17 protein-coding genes are annotated in these 20,789 nt (G+C 39.4%); 5 read left to right on the top strand and 12 right to left on the bottom strand.

Annotated elements, in window-relative coordinates:
* The first annotated feature begins 177 nt into the window (after nt 1–177).
* Complete coding sequence (locus tag C8K15_RS15680) at nt 178–1,575, top strand: hypothetical protein (RefSeq protein WP_108587318.1); 1,398 nt, start codon at nt 178–180, stop codon at nt 1,573–1,575.
* A 113-nt stretch (nt 1,576–1,688) separates the two neighbouring features.
* Here the strand turns inward: C8K15_RS15680 and C8K15_RS15675 are convergent, their stop codons facing one another.
* The 3 genes from C8K15_RS15675 to C8K15_RS15660 all read right to left on the bottom strand — a co-directional run bounded on the left by C8K15_RS15675 (nt 1,689) and on the right by C8K15_RS15660 (nt 5,099).
* A complete protein-coding gene (locus C8K15_RS15675; RefSeq protein WP_108587317.1) occupies nt 1,689–3,080 on the bottom strand; it encodes a trypsin-like peptidase domain-containing protein in 1,392 nt (463 codons plus the stop codon).
* Between the two features lie 801 nt (nt 3,081–3,881).
* The gene (locus C8K15_RS20905) at nt 3,882–4,196 is read right to left on the bottom strand and encodes a hypothetical protein (protein WP_233260527.1); all 315 of its coding nucleotides are present in this window, start codon (nt 4,194–4,196) and stop codon (nt 3,882–3,884) included.
* Between the two features lie 240 nt (nt 4,197–4,436).
* On the bottom strand, nt 4,437–5,099 hold the full coding sequence (locus C8K15_RS15660) for a reverse transcriptase-like protein (RefSeq protein WP_108587316.1): 663 nt from the start codon (nt 5,097–5,099) through the stop codon (nt 4,437–4,439).
* 492 nt (nt 5,100–5,591) lie between these two features.
* Between C8K15_RS15660 and murQ the strand changes: the two genes are divergently transcribed.
* The 4 genes from murQ (at nt 5,592) to C8K15_RS15640 (ending at nt 9,961) form a co-directional block, all read left to right on the top strand.
* A complete protein-coding gene (gene murQ / locus C8K15_RS15655) occupies nt 5,592–6,482 on the top strand; it encodes an N-acetylmuramic acid 6-phosphate etherase (RefSeq protein WP_108587315.1) in 891 nt (296 codons plus the stop codon).
* Nucleotides 6,483–6,512: 30 nt separating this feature from the next.
* Nucleotides 6,513–7,880, top strand: coding sequence for a PTS transporter subunit EIIC (locus C8K15_RS15650; RefSeq protein WP_108587314.1), 1,368 nt, complete (start codon nt 6,513–6,515; stop codon nt 7,878–7,880).
* 59 nt (nt 7,881–7,939) lie between these two features.
* Complete coding sequence (locus C8K15_RS15645; protein ID WP_108587313.1) at nt 7,940–9,007, top strand: MupG family TIM beta-alpha barrel fold protein; 1,068 nt, start codon at nt 7,940–7,942, stop codon at nt 9,005–9,007.
* Between the two features lie 93 nt (nt 9,008–9,100).
* Complete coding sequence (locus C8K15_RS15640; protein ID WP_108587312.1) at nt 9,101–9,961, top strand: MurR/RpiR family transcriptional regulator; 861 nt, start codon at nt 9,101–9,103, stop codon at nt 9,959–9,961.
* 870 nt (nt 9,962–10,831) lie between these two features.
* On the opposite strand, the gene C8K15_RS20395 is transcribed toward C8K15_RS15640, so the two are convergent.
* The 9 genes from C8K15_RS20395 to argJ form a co-directional block, all read right to left on the bottom strand.
* On the bottom strand, nt 10,832–10,984 hold the full coding sequence (locus C8K15_RS20395) for a hypothetical protein (RefSeq protein WP_158268335.1): 153 nt from the start codon (nt 10,982–10,984) through the stop codon (nt 10,832–10,834).
* 74 nt (nt 10,985–11,058) lie between these two features.
* On the bottom strand, nt 11,059–11,781 hold the full coding sequence (locus C8K15_RS15630; protein WP_108587310.1) for a GntR family transcriptional regulator: 723 nt from the start codon (nt 11,779–11,781) through the stop codon (nt 11,059–11,061).
* Nucleotides 11,771–12,526: a glucosamine-6-phosphate deaminase gene (gene nagB, locus C8K15_RS15625; RefSeq protein WP_108587309.1), complete on the bottom strand. Its 756-nt coding sequence runs from the start codon at nt 12,524–12,526 to the stop codon at nt 11,771–11,773. Before nagB ends, C8K15_RS15630 begins: the two co-directional genes overlap by 11 nt.
* Nucleotides 12,517–13,692, bottom strand: coding sequence for an N-acetylglucosamine-6-phosphate deacetylase (nagA, locus tag C8K15_RS15620; RefSeq protein ID WP_108587308.1), 1,176 nt, complete (start codon nt 13,690–13,692; stop codon nt 12,517–12,519). Before nagA ends, nagB begins: the two co-directional genes overlap by 10 nt.
* A 66-nt stretch (nt 13,693–13,758) precedes the next feature.
* Nucleotides 13,759–15,663, bottom strand: a complete 1,905-nt coding sequence (gene nagE / locus C8K15_RS15615; protein WP_108587307.1) for an N-acetylglucosamine-specific PTS transporter subunit IIBC — start codon at nt 15,661–15,663, stop codon at nt 13,759–13,761.
* 293 nt (nt 15,664–15,956) lie between these two features.
* Nucleotides 15,957–16,253, bottom strand: a complete 297-nt coding sequence (locus tag C8K15_RS15610; RefSeq protein WP_108587306.1) for a hypothetical protein — start codon at nt 16,251–16,253, stop codon at nt 15,957–15,959.
* Nucleotides 16,254–17,553: 1,300 nt separating this feature from the next.
* Nucleotides 17,554–18,741: an aspartate aminotransferase family protein gene (locus C8K15_RS15600; protein WP_108587305.1), complete on the bottom strand. Its 1,188-nt coding sequence runs from the start codon at nt 18,739–18,741 to the stop codon at nt 17,554–17,556.
* Nucleotides 18,734–19,585, bottom strand: coding sequence for an acetylglutamate kinase (gene argB, locus C8K15_RS15595; RefSeq protein ID WP_233260526.1), 852 nt, complete (start codon nt 19,583–19,585; stop codon nt 18,734–18,736). Before argB ends, C8K15_RS15600 begins: the two co-directional genes overlap by 8 nt.
* Nucleotides 19,548–20,780 carry a bifunctional ornithine acetyltransferase/N-acetylglutamate synthase gene (gene argJ, locus C8K15_RS15590; RefSeq protein WP_108587303.1) on the bottom strand — a complete coding sequence of 411 codons (1,233 nt, stop codon included), beginning with the start codon at nt 20,778–20,780 and terminating at the stop codon, nt 19,548–19,550. Before argJ ends, argB begins: the two co-directional genes overlap by 38 nt.
* Nucleotides 20,781–20,789: the final 9 nt, after the last annotated feature.

The following is a 20,789-nucleotide window of genomic DNA, read 5'->3' as shown; positions in this document are numbered from 1 at the left end:
ACGAATACATTCAGTTTACTGGAAGTTCGATTCTATTTGGCGAAAGTGTAAAAAGGATCTTAGCGGAAACTGTCAATTTTATATTAGCGTTTACACCAACCTTATAAAGGTAGTTTGAAAGATAGCTCTGATACAGATATTTATAAAATAACTCTACCAAGTGACGGAAACATCTCCTTGTCTATAAAACAACATCATGGTGTGACATGGTATGGTGCTATTCTTAATAACTCAGGTGAAGTTTATGAAAATATTAGAACAGACAACAGTGAACTAATTCAAGGTTACGCTTCAACCCAAGTTGGTTTACCAAAAGGAACATACTATATACAAATTATAGATGAGTATAATTCTGAAGATATACCTTATGAAATAAAAGCAGGCTTCTCTGAAAGTAATTATTATGAAAAAGAATACAACGATAACCTTACTACTGCTAATACTATGACATTGAACCAGCCTTATAAAGGTAGTTTAAATGATAGCTCTGATAAAGATATTTTTAAATTGTCAGTACCAAAAGATGGGGACTTAACCTTATCTATAATGCAACAAGCTGGAGCTTCTTGGAATGGACATATACAAAATAGTGCAGGAACCGTTTATAAGGATATCTATACTAATGGCGATGAACTAGTATCGGGATATGCCACAACTCATATTTCGTTAAAAAAGGGAACTTATTACTTTGTATTAAGTGATTATTACTCTTCTGAAGATAAGCCTTATGAATTTAACATTTCAATGAAAACACCCTCATTAAGTACAAAACAGGTAAAAGTCAGTAATAATAAAGGGAAAGATGATATTGTAACTGTTACTGGAATTTCTGTAGGAGAAATCGTGAAAATTTACAACGCAAGCTCAAAAGGTTCTCTACTTGCAACAAAACAGGCAACAAGTTCATCTGTTAGTCTATCTATTAAACAATTGGGACTGAAAGCCAGTAAACTTTACGTAACAGTTACCAGTTCTGGTTTGAAAGAAAGTTCTCGGGCAGCCATATCATTTCAAGGAGAACAATCAAATTCACTAAAAGCATCACTGGTAAAGGTCAGTAATAATAAAGGGAAAAATGACATTGTAACTGTTACAGGGATTTCAAAAGGGGATACTGTGAAAATTTATAACTCAAGCACGAAAGGTTCATTACTCGCGACTAAGCAGACAACAAGTTCATCTGTTAGTCTATCTATTAAACAATTGGGACTGAAAGCCAGTAAAATATTCGTGACAGTTACCAGTTCTGGTATGACAGAAAGTGCTCGGGTAGCCATATCATTTCAAGGGGAAAAATCGAATCCACTAAAAGCATCACAAGTAAAAGTTAGTAATAATAAGGGGAAAAATGACATTGTAACTATAACAGGGATTTCAAAAGGCGATACTGTAAAAATTTTCAACTCAAGCACGAAAGGTTCATTACTCGCAACAAAACAGGCAACAAGTTCATCTGCTAGTTTATCTATTAAACAATTGGGACTGAAAGCCGGTAAAATATACGTGTCGATCACCCGTTCTGGCATGACTGAAAGTTCACGTATTACAGCTAGTTATTCTTCTGAAAAAAAATAAACTCTGAGGTGAAATGTTCATTCATTTCACCTCTTTTGATTTCCCTCTTGAATTTGGTTTCTTCAATATTTTGTCCTCACTTACCTTCTTTCAAATCATTCTTTTCAATTAGCTTAATGAATAATAATATCCGATACTTGATACATTCCATCCACAATAACGATCACATATTCCTTACTACGTTCATACGTGGTCCATTCACCTGAGACATCCATGAAATCAAACACTTCGACAGTGCTAACTACTGCACGATCAGATTCAATTACGATGTCGGTTACTTCATTGGATATGAAGTCAAATACCATACCTAATCCTGTAATTTCATCAATGTAATCAGACATATCCCAATACGCTTCACTATCGTATAAAAGCATATCCTCAATAAAATAAAAGTCTTCATGTAAAAGTGCAATTTCATAGTAATCTCTAAAAATCAAAGTAAACTCTGACAGATCCATCTCATCAAAGTAGTAAGAATCTTCTTCTAGGGATTCTTCTGGTTCCTCTTCAATGGCTTCATCTGGTTCTTCCGATTCTACTGCCACATCAGGTTCGTCATTTTCCTCATAATACGCTTCTGCCTCTTCAGACTCTGCTGGATCATATGCAGAATCGTCATAAAACGAGAAGACGTTTTCCACTTCGGTTGGGCTCATCGGGGAATCTGACCAGCTTCTTAATAGTTCTTCCATCGTGTAGAACGGAATTGAGAATCCAATGGAACTATCTGATGACAGAAGAGCAGAATTGATTCCGATGACCTTTCCAGTAATTGCATCTAGGAGAGGCCCCCCACTACTGCCTGGAGAAATTTGAGCATCTATTTGGTAGACATTTTCGTATTGAAAATCCGATTCAAACGAGCGGTCCAGTCCTGTTAAATAACCAATCGAAGCGGAGTTTTCGAAGCCTTGTGGACTGCCTAGTGCAATCACTTCCGAACCAATTACGGTTTCGTTTGGTTCTGTTTCAAGAGGCTTTGTCCCTGCATAAGCATCCACTTGAATCAAAGCAACATCATAGATATCGGAAATCCCAATCACTTGACCAGTCGTTTGCTGCCCGTTTATATTGCGCACAACCACCTCTGTGTAACCAGCTACGACATGCGCATTCGTCACCACAGTGCCTTTCTCTTCAAATAAAAAACCAGAACCAAAACCAGATTCAGTAAAAAGCGTATATACACGACCCTGAGATTCCTTAATAATTTGCGTCTTTTCCTTCTGATTTTGCTGTTGTTCTTCGGAGTCTTTCTTTACATCAACAGGCACTTGTTCTTTTTGACTTAATGTCTCGTCTTTAACAACTTTTTCAGGTTGATTAAGAACAGTAAAGATACCAAATCCAATACCACCTACTGCTAATAAGGAAGTGAAAATGGCTATCCAAAACCATGGTATTCGCCTTTTCGGTTTATCAGGCATTTCTATTATTTGATTACCGCAGTGGATGCAGAATTTAGCACTTGAATCATTCTCATTTCCACAAATCCCACAATACATTCCTTTCCTCCTTACAATTTCTCAACTTTGCAGTAATAAATAATTTTATCAATTAGAATTAAATACGACCCTTTCATGTATTATATGCGTAGTGGTTTCAGCCTTTACACAAACAGAATTTATATATAAACACATGGCAAATAAAATAAGCACCCAAAGATGCAGGGTGCTTAAAACCTTGATTACTGCTTTTGGCTCCGTCAAAAGCCTTTCTAATGGAGACTTCTCACTTTCCTGATATGAACGCAGTACGTATACTTTCCATACAATCATTCGACAAAAACGGAAGAAACCGTCCATATTTCCAAAACATATGTCGAAACTTTTTTATGAAGCTATGACAAATTACTGATATTTTTTTACTAAAAATTTGATATAATATTCGAAAAAGAATACGAGGTGTATAAAGATGAATTTTGATTTTGAAATTTCCCTCAATGTTCTAATTGGTCCCCGTGAACAATTTCATATCATGGAATGCCAAGTATGTGGTTTTGATGAAGTGTATTTTCAACATCCGTTTACAAAAAAACAAATAGGCGTCGCGTGCGAAGGCTGTAATTTTATATATACTTTCGATTCAGATAAGGTTTCAAAAACAATTCATTCAAAATCGAAAACATCCACTATCCGATCTGCCCTTTTACGATTATGGCAAAGCTTGAATAGTTGATCCAAGAAGGGTTCAATTTCTAAAGTTGATGTGGGTAGTGGAATTGTCATCGTCTTATTCCCAAAGGTTTGCATGAAATACGATTTCCTTATATCATTTTTGCCGTCTCTTTTTAGAGGGTTATATGTCTATGAAAGTGAAGTAACGCCGTCTTCTTCTATTGTACGGTTAAGTTCGGCAATGGTCGTAGATTTATCATGCGCATAAATGACTAAATAATAGTTATCATTGCGATGCCAATCAATGAATAAGAAAAAATAGCTGTCATGACCAAGTCTAGATACCTCATAAGCAGCAATAATCGGCTTTCTATTTGCCCATTGATGAAATTGAAGCAACGTATCGTTTGGTGTTGATAATTTATGTATTTCATAAGTTGTGGAAGTAGAGTCATTACACTGATCTAAATAATTACTGACGATTTCTGCCTGTTTTTTCTCCAAAGTATCACTTCCCTTTTTCACTCTATAAGTTACTTTATTTTATCATAGTGAAATTTCAGGATGATAACTTAAAATAGTTCACGACAGAACAGACGTCGCTTCAGACGTCTGTTTTTTCGTTGTTATTTAGTTACGTTAGTCCTCTATAGTAAAGAAAATATGAATTTTCGTTATAGACAACAAAAAACTCGATTCATCTACTCAACCTTATCTGCCAACTACCGTCTCTGACTTCCCTGACTACTCCCCAATCACTTCACTAGTTGCCGTGATTTCAATTCCATTCAACGCTTGCGTCGCCAACCTATCCGCTTCTGCGTTCGATTTTCGTGGTACTAGTTCGTACTCCGCTTGGATGCCGAGATCTTTTAGCTTTTTGTCAATCCTCTCTGCCCATCCTGATAGGTCTTTCTCGAGCGTCGGCCATTCTTCTGTCATTTGTTTGATGACGACCTGGGAATCCCCGATGAATTTGACTGGCAAATGATGAACATTTAAAAGCTCGAGCTCATGAATGCTCAAGTGGAGTGCTGCATATTCGGCCTCGTTATTTGAAATGTGTTCATTGGCAGATACATTCCTCCGTAACCTGAACGACTTCCCACTTTGTTCGTAATAAATGACACACCCTAGACCCGATGCTTTACTCGTAAGATCGAACCCTCCATCAAAATAGACTGTGACGTTATGCGGTTCGGTTTCGATTCCTTTTAGATAGGCTTTCAATTCTTTCACTGTCCACGTGCTATCATACCTGTCGATCAACGTTAAGTTTTTAACGCGCTTCGTTCGTTCCATGTCTTCGACAATCAGCAAAGCATGTGCTGCTGGCATTTCTTCGGAACTAAAAGACGCTTCTGTCCCCTTAGGTGTTTTATAAATCCATTCAATTCGGATATACATCGTCACTCCTCCTTATATTAGGTCTGTGTAATAGTAAATTTCACTTTCGAGTATATAATGTTAGTTTTCCCATTATAGTCCATTATTATGAATCTGCCTCTTTAAAATTTGTTCAGGAATTGTGGAAAATAGGATAGATGGACATTTTGTACAACCTGGAGAGCTACTTCGTCAACCTGGCGAGCCACTTCGTCAACCTGGAAAGCCACTCCGTCAACCTGGCGAACTAATCACGTAAACACCCACGAAAATTAGTTTAGGAATTGTGGAAAATAGGATAGATGGACATTTTGTACAACCTGGAGAACCACTTCGTCAACCTGGAGCATCACTCCGTCAACTTGGATCCCATAAATACGATGATAATTGTTTAAATCTATGTAAATACACAAAAATGAAATTTAAATTCACTAAATATTAGAATAATATTGAATTTTAATTTCTGTAAGCGCATACTATTGAGGAAACAAGTAACTAGGAGGTGGGGATCTTATGAACTTGGAAAGTTTATCTACGGAACAACGCAATTCTAGCACGGAAGGCTTAGATAGTATGAGCGTTCGTGAGATTTTACAGAAAATGAATGAAGAAGATCAGACGGTTCCAATAGCTGTTAATGAGGTTATTCCTCAGTTGGAAGTTTTAATAACACAGACCATCGAACGCATGAAATCGGGTGGTAGACTCATATACATAGGTGCGGGTACAAGTGGTCGTTTAGGAGTACTGGATGCTGCTGAATGTCCACCAACTTTTGGAGTGGATTCATCATTAGTTGTTGGGATTATTGCTGGCGGTGAAAAAGCATTGCTTGAAGCCATTGAGGGTGCTGAAGATTCAGAAACACTTGCAGCAGATGATTTGGCTGCGATTTCCCTTTCGGAAAAAGATACTGTCATTGGCATTGCCGCTAGTGGAAGAACACCGTATGTTCGGGCAGGATTGGAGTATGCAAGGACACAGGGTTCATTAACAGCGAGCATCTCATGTAATACTGATGCCCTTATTAGTAAAGCAGCTGAGCATCCGATTGAGATTAACACGGGGGCAGAAGTATTAACAGGTTCCACTCGTTTAAAAGCGGGCTCCGCACAAAAGCTTGTACTTAACATGATTTCAACTTCAGTCATGATTGGTCTTGGCAAAGTGTATCAAAATTTAATGGTTGATGTAAAAGCCTCAAATGTAAAGCTTCAGCATCGTGCAAAAAACATGATTGTTCAAGCAACTGGTGTGGACGAGGAAAAAGCTGCATCTTATTACAATCAAGCTAATGAAAATGTCAAAGTAGCGATTGTGATGATATTAACAGGAATGACTTATGAAGAATCAGTCGAACGATTAGATTCTGCTGAGGGGTTTGTTCGAAAAGCAATGGAGTAAATGAATTACATACATAAAGGGGGTATTTGGATGAAGAAGGAACAACAATTAGCTCATTCTATTATGGAGAAAGTCGGCGGCAAAGAAAACATTATTCAACTGAACCACTGTATGACAAGAATTCGATTGAATGTGAAAGACGAATCTCTTGTGGATCTTAAAGGATTGAAGCAAATCCCGGGGGTTATGGGCGTTGTAGAAGATGATACACTTCAAATTGTCGTAGGACCTGGAACGGTTAACAAAGTTGCTGATGAAATTAGCAAAGAAACCGGGCTTCGCGTGGGAGAAGTTGCAGGTAATCAAAATGTAACAGCACAAGATCGACAAGCAGCTTTGAAAAAGAAGAACAGCACGCCACTTAAAAATGGTTTAAGAAGGGTCGGAAATATATTCATCCCTCTTATTCCTGCGCTTGTTGCATCAGGTATTATCAATGGTGCTGCCAACTTTGCGCGTAATGCGGGTGTAAATCCAGAAGAAACATGGATGGCGATTTTACTATTCCTTGGTGGAGGAATATTCGCTTACTTAGGCGTACTTGTGGGTTGGAACACGGCAAAAGAATTTGGTGGAACACCTGCACTTGGTGCCATTGCGGGGATCATTATTATTAACCCAGCACTTGCCACCATTACGTTATTTGGAGAACCACTTGTCCCCGGACGAGGCGGCTTAATCGCAGTCATTTTAGCTGCATGGTTTATGGTGGTCGTAGAACGTTCAGCACGCAAAATTGTACCTAATTCAATTGATATTATTTTAACTCCTCTTATAACGGTGTTAGTAGTAGGTTTTGCAACATTATTTATCATTCAACCAGTCGGTGGATTGTTATCAACAGGCATTACAGAAGGAATTATGTATGTTTTAGATATAGGCGGCGTATTTGCGGGGGCTATTCTCGCAGGTTTCTTCTTGCCACTAGTTATGGTTGGACTCCATCATGGGTTAACACCTATTCATATGGAATTCATCAACACAATTGGAGTCACCCCTATATTAACCATTTTAGCAATGGGTGGAGCAGGTCAAGTTGGTGCTGCTATTGCTATCTACGTGAAAACGAAAAACAGTCGTTTGCGTACGACGATTAAAGGAGCTCTTCCAGTAGGTTTCTTAGGAATAGGAGAACCATTATTATATGGTGTTACGTTACCTCTTGGTCGCCCATTTATAACTGCTTGTATGGGTGCCGCGGTTGGTGGAGCGTTCCAAGCATTTATGGATACAGCTGCACGTGGAATTGGGGTATCGGGTCTTTCACTCATCCCGTTAATCGATGACAATAAATACCTTCTTTATTTCCTAGGGCTTGTCGTTGCGTATACATTTGGCTTTATCTTCACGTATTTATTTGGATTTAAAGAGGAAATGGCTGATAACTTAGATTACTAGAATGGAAGGGTAAGAGGTGACTCTTGCCCTTTTATTATTCTTTAAATGGAGGAAATCGAATGATTGGTGCATCTGTTTTTTTAGGACAACAAGAAGAACATGAACAAGAATCTTATCTTGATGTTATTTCAGGTTTGGATGGAACAACAATCTTTACTTCTTTACACATTCCTGAGGACGATTCTACTTTATATAAAAAAGCACTTCAAACACTGGGGTCTCAAGTGCAATCACGTGGAATGGAACTTTATGTGGATATGTCCACCCATTCAATGACTACGCTTGGATTACAATGGGAAGAGTCCCGCACGTTACTTGATTGGGGTGTTAGTGGTATTCGAATGGATTATGGCATTGAATCAGCTGTGATTGCGGATATCTCACACTATATGCCCGTTGCACTAAATGCAAGCACCCTAACACCTGAATGGTTGGAAGAACTTTTTGCATTAGGACTTGTGAAAAATAATGCTGAAGTGTGGCACAATTATTACCCACGCCCTGAAACAGGATTGGAAGCTGCCTGGTTTGATAAACAAAATCGTTTTTTCAAAGAAAAAGGCTTAAAGACGGTGGCATTTATACCAGGAGATGGACAATTAAGAGGGCCTTTATATAAAGGTCTGCCAACACTAGAAGATCACCGCAACTTGTCACCACTAGCGTCGTACCTTTCTCTTGTAAACAAACATCCTGTAGATGGTATCCTCATTGGAGATCCATCCCTTAGCCTGTCATCAGTAAATCAATTTAAAGCTTATCAAAATAATGAAATTCTATTGCGCTATGAATCTTTCATCGATGTCAGTCAAACTGATAGCTTGCTTCGCTTAAGCCATCGTAATCGCTTTGATCCTGCACGTGATGTCATTCGTTCAGAAGGAGCCCGACCATTTGCACAAAAGCTTGGAGAACCAATTCGTGCGAGGAATCAAATCGCTCGTGCAAAAGGGGCAATTACGGTTGATAACGAACTTTATGGTCGCTATCAAGGGGAACTTCAAATTGCCAAAACATCGTTAATAAAAAATGAAGCAGTGAATGTTGTGGGACAAGTGATTAAAGATGATTTGCCTCTACTAGATTTCATTAAAGCTGGACATCGTTTTTCACTAAAAAGAGTTTAATATTAATCGAAGTGAAATTGGCGAAATCTAGTTACCCTCTATATAATTAGAAGAAATACAACAGGTTCGATTACGTCCACATAGGAGGAAGAGATGTCTATTTTTTCTGTTCTAAAACAAATAGAGCGGAACCTAGAGCACTTCACACATGCCGAAATAAAGGTCGCAAATTATGTTTTGGAAAACCCTTCGCAAGTAATGGAGATGACTACAAAAAAACTTGCTGATGCCTGTCAAAGTAGTGAAGCGGCGATTATTCGTTTTTGTAAACGCATCGGTATCCATAGCTTTAAAGTAATGAAACTAGAACTTGCTAAAGAGCTTCATACAACAGGTGTGGGGACACCAGAAATGGTGGATTCTCCGTTTCAACTAGGAGACGACCCGAAACTTATTATGCAAAAAGTAATATTTAATTCGATTCAAGCTCTCCAAAATACAGAAAAAATGATTTCGGTTAAAACTCTGGCTGAATCCATCGATCGTCTTGACAAAGCAGAACGTGTTTATCTTTACGGTGTAGGGGGATCTGCTGTCGTAGTCCGTGATTTTGCTCAAAAATTACTTAGAATCAACGTCAATGTCTTTCGTTCAGATGATAGTCATTTACAAATGGTAATGACCGCCAACGCGACAAAAAAAGATGTTATTTTTGTCGTCTCTACTTCAGGAAAAACCAAAGAAGTTGTCGACATGTTAACCATTGCTAAAGAACGGAATGTTTGTTGCATTTTGCTTACTCAAAATGGTCCCTCACCTGCTCGCAGACTAGCTGATCTTGTTTTAACAATGTCTGAAGAAGAACATAATATCCGCATCGGCACCATGACAGCCCGTATTGTACAACTTGCGATTATTGATGCGTTGTTTGTAGGCTTATGCTCTAAACGCGGACAAGAAATTTATGAACGAATAATCGATACACATCAAGTGGTTCAACACTTAAAAAATTAAAGCTCTGTTAAATGATACTGTCGTCTATCGCCCATTTGCGCTAGCCGAACGTTTCGCATGAGCCAACAAGTATGAAAACCACATACTTGTGGGTCTCATTCTTCACGCTCTTGCGGCATGCTAGGCGCAAATGTACTCTTTCGTTTGTTCTTCAATATCAACAGCATTCTTTAATAATAGCTTTTCTATAGACTCCATTAAATTGTGTTTGAATAGTAAGGGAGCCGATTCCCTCTTTTTATCGCCCATTTGCGCTAGCCGAACGTTTCGCATGAGCCAACAAGTATGAAAACCACATACTTGTGGGTCTCATTCTTCACGCTCTTGCGGCATGCTAGGCGCAAATGTGCTTTTTCGTTTGTTCTTCAATATCAACAGCATTCTTTAATAATAGCTTTTCTATAAACTCCATTAAATTGTGTTTGAATAGTAAGGGAGCCGATTCCCTCTTTTTATGCACTCTGTCGTTTATTTTTGATATCAACAGCATTCCTAAACTTAGCAAAATAAAAAGCAGGAAGAGGCCGAAATAGCATCTTCGGGCGAACATCTACTTAAAGAAACCTTCTATTCTATAGTAATCCAAACCAAAATTACAGCGTGCTCCCAGGTTACAAGGGAGCGAAGGATGCACACCCGCCACAGGATCTACAAAAAGAGAGTTGGGCGAGTGACGCAGTCACAAGCCCATCTTCATTGTTCTCTAGAACATTGTGCAGCAGGTAAACCATCCTAACCGCACTGGAAACCTGTCATCCTCAGTGAATGGAATCAAGGTTTCAGTTAATACTCAAAAAAGGACACCAATTCACATGTGAATTGGTGTCCTTTTTTAATGCTATGCTAGCCTTCTTCTTGTTTATCCTAACATTAAAATAAATTCCGAATGAAAAGTATGATCATTCTTGGAATGAAAAATAAGATTCTCCAAGCTACTTCAAACATGACTGAATCTCGAATTTCATCGAATATCCACTTAAGAATACCCTCTTTTTTCTTTCTAATCTTTACTTCTTTTTTCATCTAATTAACTCCCGAATTAATAGTTCATTGTGATACATGGGTTCGACGACTTTATTCATCAACGATTCAGCCCATTACCTCCGAATCTCGCTAAGGAATTGATAACGATCTGCTCGATATGTGCTATGAACGATTTCAAAAGGGAGTCCGTTCGTTAAGTAACTAATCCGTTCGATAATTAAAATGGCGGACGGCATATTAATTTGAAGAAAATTCGAATCCTCTTTTGTTACTAACGCTGCTTCCATTCGCTGCATGGCATGACCAATCGTCATTTGTTTATCCTTTTCGATAAAGGAGTAAAGTGAGCCATTTAACGCATCTTTATTGAGTTTAGGAACCAGCTTCACAGGAAGATACGTCTTTTCAATAGCCATTGGTTTTTCGTCAGCATATCGAATTCGTTTAACGAGGAAAACCTCTTCCCCTTCACCTAACTTGAGCTTTTGTGCAATATCCAGCTCAGGAATCATTTTCTCAAAACCAACTAGTACGTTGCTCGGCGTCAATCCCCTCGCAAGCATATCTTCCGTAAAGCTCGTAAGTCCACTGAGAGGCTGTTCAACTTTTGGCGCTGCAACAAATGTTCCACGTCCTTTTTCCCGATAAAGTAGCCCACTATTCGCCAAATTCGTGATGGATTGACGTACAGTCATGCGACTAACACCAAACATTTCCGTTAACTCACGTTCGGAAGGGATGGCCGCTCCTATTGAAAATTCACCTTGTTGAATTCGGAGCTTTAAATGTTCTTCGATTTGGACATACATTGGTACTGGAGAATGTTTATCGAGCAACTTCTTCACTGCCTTTCTGGCTCACCAACTTGTATGCATCTTGGTCGACGATAAGCGTTACATCATCATGTGTCCACAGATGGGATGCTGGAAAATTCTCGCTAATATTTTCACTTAACAAGCGCTGAACCGATTCAGCTTTTCGTTTACCAGAAGCCAATACAAGAATTCTTCTGCTTTTTAATATTGATTGAATACCCATCGTTACCGCATGAGTCGGTACTTCTTCAAGCGAACCGAAAAAATGTGCGTTGTCTTTTCGAGTAGATTGAGCAAGTTCGACGACATGGGTTGTACTATTTGGATCCGATCCTGGCTCATTAAATCCGATATGACCGTTCGATCCAATTCCGAGTATTTGTAGATCGATTGGACCAAGGCTGTCAATCACTTGGTCGTAACGTTTGCATTCTTCTTTGACTGAGCTGGGCAGACTATCTGGGATTTGTATGTGTTCCATCGGGATATCGATATCTTTAAATAAGTTCTCATACATAAATGTATGGAAACTTCCTGGATGATTTTTATCTAGACCAAGATATTCATCCAAATTGATCGAGTGTATATGTTTGTAGGAAACTCCACGTCTTTTGTAACCTTCAATCAATTTCTCGTAAAGTCCAAGCGGTGTCGAACCTGTCGCAAGTCCAAGTATCGAACGGTCGCTTTTATAGATTTGCTCTTCTATTATACGTGCCGCCCGTTCACTCAGCTCAGAGTAATTTTCAACTAGGATTACTTCCATACTATCTCTTCCCTTGTATATGCTATATTGCCTCTGCAAATGGTCATTTGCACATTCCAGTTTTCATCAATGATGGTCAAATCCGCGTCTTTTCCAGGTTCGATCCTTCCTTTATTCGAAAGGCCAAGCTGTTTTGCCGCGTTTGTTGATGTCATTGCCACCATTTCAGATAATGTGCAACCAGTAGCGAACTTCATATTTTTCGTTGCAATTTCCATTGTCAAAACGCTTCCCGCGAGCGTTCCATCACCAAGACGCGCTTCATTATTGCTAACAAGGACATTTTGCCCACCTAAATCGTAAATTCCAGGTTGGAGCCCTTTCGCCCGCATCGCATCCGTGATTAGAATAATGCGTTGTGCTGTTTTTTGACGAAAGGCAAAGTCTAGTGCCTTCGGATGACTATGAATATAATCGGCGATCAGTTCAACCGTTAAATCATCTTCTAACAAAGATGCTCCAACTACACCTGGTTCTCTATGATGAAAAGGGCTCATTTGATTGTATAAATGCGTGACATGACGAGCACCAGCTTCAACCGCTTTGCTTATAATTTCCGCTGATGCATCCGAATGTCCAATTGATACAATTGCTCCGGTTTCATTAAGTTCTACGATAAAAGCTAGCCCATCCTCTATTTCAGGAGCAATCGTTACAAGTTTAATGCGGTTTCCACTTAGTTTTTGCCATTCCTTAAAAAGAGAAATAGAAGGTTTAACAATATGTTCGAGTGGTTGCGCACCAGCTCGGTCTGGCGAAATAAAAGGGCCTTCCAAGTGAACGCCTAGCATTTCTGCTTGATTGTCTTCCGCTTGAAAAAGACTGGCATTAATTAAGGCTTTTGAAATTGCGTTATTCGATTGTGTCATTGTCGTTGCCAAAAAACTGGTAGTGCCTTCGCAAGGAAGCGCGCTTGCCAATCCATTCAGTGCTTCCGGTGTCGCGTCCATTGCATCAAAACCGGAAGCACCATGAATGTGCACATCAATATATCCAGGAACGATAATCCACTTTCTACCATCATCATTAATTTGAATATCTGCCATTGTTTCTATAGAAGCTGCAACTTCTTTAATTTTGCCATTTTCTATATAAATGTCTCCAACAAAACTGTCCTTTGTTGAATCAGCAATTGTGAAATTTGAAATCATCATTGTATTGCTCATGAATTGTCACTCCTTGCAGAAAACCAGTATCGATATAAAAAGCTTTTCCTAGTTAATCTTTTGTCATTATTGGATTTTCACAATACCAGTATCTCCATGACGCTGGAATCCATTTTTTAATAAACTCAACTTTTCGGTAGTCAAGTTCGTAAAGATGATTGGAATAATAGACGAAGGTGCATTGGATTCAATATAAGCCAAATCGATTTTCAATAATGCATCTCCACGCTGAATTAACTGACCATCTTCGACGAGCAAGTCAAAACCTTGTCCTTTAAGTTTTACAGTGTCCACTCCGACGTGGATCAAAACTTCCACGCCCGTATCCGTTTCTAGACCAATCGCATGTTTGGTCGGGAAAATGCTGACGATTTTTCCGTCGACTGGAGAATAAACAGTATTTCCTGAAGGCACAATTCCAAACCCTTGGCCCATCATACCTTTTGCAAACACTTCGTCCGGTACTTCAGCTAGCGGAATGATTTTTCCGTCAATCGGCATCGCGAAATCTTTTTCTAAAATTTCTTTTACCATAATTGATTCTGTCGCCACATCGGACTCGATCGTTTTCTCTGGTACAGGGTTACCGTTCTTCATTCGTTTTTTCATCGCTTCCGCTAGAAACTCAACAGATGTACCTATAACAACTTGGACATTTGTTTTGTTGATTTTCATCAATCCCATTGCACCATGTCGTTTGAGTTCTTTATCATTAACTTGATCTGTGTCTTTTACTTGCAGACGAAGACGTGTCGTGCAGTAATCGATCGTTTGAATATTCTCGGTTCCACCAAGTGCAACAATCGTATGGTACGCTTTGTTGTCTGCTGCATTATTGCCATAGTCGACCGCACTGTCTTCCGTTTCATCATCATCTTCACGTCCCGGAGTCTTCAAGTCGAGTTTTATAATCAAGAAGTAGAAAACGACAAAGTAGATAACCCCCATGAAGAGTCCGATTAACAGCAAGATCAATGGATTTTGGGCAAGTCCGTAATTTAATACAAAGTCTATCGCGCCGGCAGAAAATCCGAATCCGTGCCGTACGTCCAACGCAAAAGCAATCATCATTGCTACACCTGTCAACAAAGCATGAACAACATATAAAAGAGGCGAAAGGAACATGAAGGAGAATTCGATTGGTTCCGTAATTCCTGTCAGAAACGCTGTAAAGGCAATACTGATAAACATACCACCAACAATGGCTTTTTTCTCTTTTTTAGCTGCCATATACATAGCTAGACAAGCGGCAGGGAGACCGAACATCATAATCGGGAAAAACCCGGCTAGGAAGGGACCAGCTGTTTTATCTCCATTTAGAAAGCGGTTGATTTCTCCGCGCACAACTTCTCCGTTTGCGTTCGTAAACGTTCCGAAATCAAACCAGACAACTGTGTTAATAACGTGGTGCAATCCTACCGGTATCAATAAGCGGTTCAAGAATCCGTAAGCGCCAACTCCTAGCATCCCTGCATTTAACACCCAATCGCCAGCAGCGTCAATTCCCTGCTGAACAGGCGGCCATAAATAGCCGAGCAATCCGGCCAAAATTGTCATCGCTACCGCTGTGATAATGGGTACGAATCGTCTTCCTCCAAAAAAGGCAAGAAAATCAGGCAGTTTTACATTATAAAATTTGTTATAGAGAAGTCCGGCGACTACACCTGAAATAATACCTGCGAAAACGCCCATGTTGATTGTTTCGTTAATCACGACAATTGATTTAGTTAATACGAGGTAAGCGACTGCACCCGCTAACGCAGCACCACCACCTCCATCATGGGCAAGCCCCATCGCAATCCCGATCGCAAATATAAGTGCAAGATTGTCAATAATCCCACTACCTGCAGCAGCAAGGAACGGACTATCCAGCATATCTGCTTGACCAAAACGTAAAAGTAATGCTGCCGCTGGGAGCGTGGCGATTGGGAACATCAAAGACTTCCCGATTTTCTGTAGAAAACTAAACATACTCATTTCACTCCTTTTTAATAGTCTTAATTTTCACTATATATAACAAAGGTATAGTTGTCTATACCAATTTGGGGGGTTTGAAAATGGAAGAAAGTCTGCCCTCCTTTCCTGTTCGCTGAACCTAATATAAGTTCAGTTCAAATTTAGCTTTCAACTACTTTCAATTCAATGATATGAATGAAACCTCTGATACATTCCTTTTACTGTAATATCTAAAGATCTGGATGTTTGTTTAATTTTATCCATAAAAAAAAGTCACACTCAATTGAATGTGACCGACTCTATAGTAGTTATACGTTATTCATTTCTTTACTTTTCAAACTGATAATTTTTTCATAGGATTGTTTAAATGAGTCTAATTCTTCACCTAAAGAATTAATATAGGGTATTGCTACTTCATAAAAACTAGTCAAATCTTGTTCCTTATTAGAATCCCATGTATTAGAGTCAGACTTACTACCAATTAATGCCTTAACTTCAGTTGTCAATTCTTTATTTCTCCTATCAATATCTTCAATTGAATCTGCAATATCACAAATTTCTTTATAAATTTCCTCATTGTTTTTAAACTTTTCTACTTTATTCAAATCAATCACCTCTCCTATCCTAGAGTCTCCAAAACGCAACATGTTTTCTACTTCAATTGCATTCTCTAGTCATCTACAATCCTCTTGCATTTTATCCGTCATCTTTTAATAATTTCTTTTTTGTGCAATACCTATTTAATGAGGAGAAAGCGACCAAGATATTTAAAACCATTATTACTGATTTGGGCTGTAGCCAACATCCTTTTCTGTTGGTGACATCCTTCGTTCGGATGTTTAGAATATCTCGATTCCAACTTGGAGTGCAATTTTTCCAACTTGGCTCTCAGATTTTCCAACTTGGCTGCCCTTTTTTTCAACTTGACTCTCATATTTTCCAACTGAGCAATCGCTCACCAAAAATTTCAACAGAAAAGCCCACTAAGCGATAGCGTGTGGGTCCATTCAAGAACTAATAGTTCAAGATCTTTATTACTGATTTTGGCTGTAGCCAAAATCCTTTTCTGTTAGTGACATCCTCGTTCTTGTTTTGATTCCAACTTGGAGCGCAATTTTTCCAACTTGGTCATCAAATTTTCCAACTTGGCTGCCCTTTTTTCCAACTTGACTCTCTTATTTTCCAACTGAGCAATCGCTCAGCCAAAAGATCCCAACTGAAAAATCCACTAAGCGAAAGCGTGTGGGGACATTCAAGAACATATAGTTCAAAGTCGTTATTACTGATTTTGGCTGTAGCCAAAATCCTTTTCTGTTAGTGACATCCTCGTTCTTGTTTTGATTCCAACTTGGAGCGCAATTTTTCCAACTTGGCTCTCTTATTTTCCAACTGAGCAATCGCTCAGCCAAAAATCTCAACAGAAAAGCCCTCTAAGCGATAGCGTGTGGGTCCATTCAAGAACTTATAGTTCAATATCTTTATTACTGATTTTGGCTGTAGCCAAAATCCTTTTCTGTTAGTGACATCCTCGTTCTTGTTTTGATTCCAACTTGGAGTGCAATTTTTCCAACTTGGCTCTCAGATTTTCCAACTTGGCTGCCCTTTTTTCCAACTTGACTCTCTTATTTTCCAACTGAGCAATCGCTCACCAAAAATCTCAACAGAAAAGCCCACTAAGCGATAGCGTGTGGGTCCATTCAAGAACATATAGTTCAAAGTCACTGATTTTGGCTGTAGCCAAAATCCTTTTCTGTTAGTGACATCCTCGTTCTTGTTTCCCATCATTTTACTATTAAAACTAAACTCCTCATTCTTACAATTAAAAATGATAATCCGCAAAAAATGCACATAACAAAAGAGGAGCTAAGTGACTCGTCACTTAACTCCTCTTCGCTTCCTATTTAGTTACTCCCCTGAAAGAACATTCTCTAAAGTTTTCACAAATAAATCAACTTCGTCTTTTGACGCGTTTAATGGCGGTAGTATCCGTAACACATGTTCTCCAGCTGTCAGTGTTAGTACCTTTTCAGCCAATAACTTCTTAACTACATCAAGTGCACTTCCTTCAAATACGACTCCTACTAATAGGCCTAAACCTCTGACTTCCTTTATTTGAGGATAATCTTTCTGTAATTCTTCCAATTTCTCAACTAAATAGCTTCCAAGTTTTTGAGCATCTTGGGCGATTTGATTTTCGACTATATATTGGACTGTGGCAAGACCCGCGCTTGTTGCTAAAGGATTGCCTCCAAAGGTGCTGCCGTGACTTCCAGGGTTAAAAGCTTGAGCTACTTCATTTGACGCGATAAGTGCACCGATTGGAAAACCCGATCCAAGTCCTTTTGCAAGTGAGACAATATCAGGGATGATTCCATATTGTTGATATGCGAATAATGAGCCCGTTCTGCCCATGCCAGTCTGTATTTCATCAATCATTAGTAATAAATCATTCTGCTTACAGATTTCCGCCAGCTTCAAGACCCACTCTTTATTTGCCGGAATTACGCCACCTTCTCCTTGGACGAGTTCTAGCAATACTCCACAAGCTTCAATTGTTTCTAACACTTTCAAATCCTCAAAGCTGTTAAATTCTAAATGTTGAAATCCTTCTACTAAAGGAGCAAAACCTTGTTGAAGCTTCTCTTGTCCAGTTGCGGATAAGGCAGCTAGTGTCCGACCATGAAAGGAATGTTTAAAGGTAATGATTTTGCGGCTATCTTTCCCGCGCATCTCCGCATGCTTTCGGGCAAGTTTTATCAGAGCTTCATTGGCTTCTGTTCCGCTATTGCAGAAAAAAACCTGATCGCCAAAGCTGTTGTAAATTAGCAACTTCGCAAGCTTTTCTTGAGAAGGAATATGATAGAGGTTCGAGCAATGCCATAATAATGACAGTTGTTCCTGGACCTTGTCATGTACATAGCCAGGAACATGACCCAAATTACACGTAGCGATTCCAGAGGTGAAATCCAAGTATTTGTCTTCTTTTTCATCCCAGATAAAGCTACCCTTCCCTTTCACCATCGTGACTGGGAATCTCGTATATGTATTCATCACGGGCGATTGTTCTACAGAAAGCGTCAGGTGATTAGACATGGAACAGCTCCTTATCTTTAACTAGTTTTGTACCTATACTTTCTTCATTACAATAATGGGTTAACCCATTTTCTTGGCGGCCGTCCATGATAACAACTTCCTTAACCCCTTTGTTCAAAGCATCTTTTGCACCATTTACTTTAGGGATCATTCCGCCGGTAATTGTACCATTGTCTATTAGTACATTGATTTCATCGATGGATAGAGATGAGATGGTTTGTTTCACACCGTCAATCTCTTTATATATGCCAGGAATGTCACTCATTAACACCAATGGACACATTAACTTACCTGCAATCTCAGCCGCAGCTGTATCGGCATTGATGTTGAATCGTTGCCCACCTTTATCCATTCCGACGGGTGATACTACTGGAATATAGTTCATGTAGCACAACTGTTTGAGCCATGTTTCATTTACTGATATCACATCCCCTACATATCCTAGCTTCGAATCGGCCTGCTCTGCTTCTAAAAGCCAGCCATCGATCCCACTGAGTCCAACTGCTTGCCCACCTGCCTGTAAGATACTGCGAGTGATTGATTTGTTTATTTTGCCGCTAAGCGCCATTTCAATCACGTCTAGCATTTCATCAGTCGTGACCCTCAGTCCATTTTCAAAAACAGAAGGAATAGCTAATTCATCGAGCAGACTGGTAATTAATTTGCCACCACCGTGGACGATAATCGGCATGTATTTCCCCGACGCTTGTATGTCACACAACTCTTGATAAAAAGACGCTGGCACCTCGTCGATTACACTGCCACCACACTTTATAACTAGAAACTCCACTAATAAAAACCTCCTTTTAAGTCCGATAAGATGCATTAATTCGAACGTAGTCATACGTCAAATCGCAGCCCCACGCTACTGCTTTTTCATTGCCCTCATGTAAGTCGACAACAATTTTCACTTGTTCGTTCTCAAGATATGTTTTAGCCATTTCCTCACTAAACTCTTGAGGTAAGCCGTTCTTAACGACTGTTATTGGGCCAATTTTCACCGTAACTTTTAATGGATCGATCTTTTTTCCGCTATACCCGACTGCACAAATGATTCTTCCCCAGTTCGCGTCACTGCCAAAGATTGCTGTTTTCACCAAGCTCGAACCAACTATTGACTTACTGATTACTTCAGCCGTCTCTTTTTCAAGCGCACCCGTAACCTCCACTTCGATTAGCTTTGTCGCTCCTTCACCGTCTCGTGCGATTTTTTTTGCAAGTTCCTCACAGACCATTTTCAGCGCAGACATGAAGCCATTCCATTGTGGATGATCAGGGGATAATTCATTATTTTCCGCAAGACCATTTGCCAAAATTAACACCATATCGTTCGTACTCGTGTCACCATCTACGGTAATCATATTAAAGCTGTGGTTGGTGATTTCTTTTAATGCCATTTGTAAGGTATCCGGTGCGATAGCCGCATCAGTTGTAACAAAACCAAGCATAGTGGCCATATTCGGATGAATCATTCCAGAACCTTTTGCAGCTCCACCAATAATCACTTTTTTTCCATCAATTTCCAGACTAACGGCCAGGTGTTTGACAGTAGTATCAGTTGTTAAAATCGCTTTTTCAAAATGACCAGACTGATTATTCGTGATATCAATTTGCTTAATCCCATTATGAATTTTGTCGATCGGCAACTGTTGTCCGATAACGCCTGTCGAAGTCACTGCAACATAATGTTGAGGAATTCCGAGTGACAAGGAAAAATGATCTCTCATTTCAAGTGCGTTTTTCATTCCTTCCTCCCCAGTGCACGCATTCGCATTACCAGAGTTCACAAGGATTGCCTGTATCTTATTTTCAACTGCTATGCTTTCCTTTGTTACAGTCAAAGGGGCTGCCTGGAATAAATTTGTTGTGTAAACGCCTGCAGTAATTGCAGGAACTTCCGAGTAAATCCAACCTAGATCCAACGCTTTTCTTCTAAGACCGCAATGTAAACCTCCCGCTTTAAATCCCTTTGGAGATGAAACGGTTCCTTCTAATACAGTTTCGAGTTGCTGTGTTTGTTGAATAAGTGCCTGTTCCATTGTTTTGCC

Origin of the sequence: Paenisporosarcina sp. OV554 (genome assembly GCF_003058165.1) — a bacterium.
Taxonomy (GTDB): domain Bacteria; phylum Bacillota; class Bacilli; order Bacillales_A; family Planococcaceae; genus Paenisporosarcina.
The sequence above is the reverse complement of the archived record's forward strand: the minus strand, read 5'-3'. Positions and strand labels throughout refer to the sequence as shown.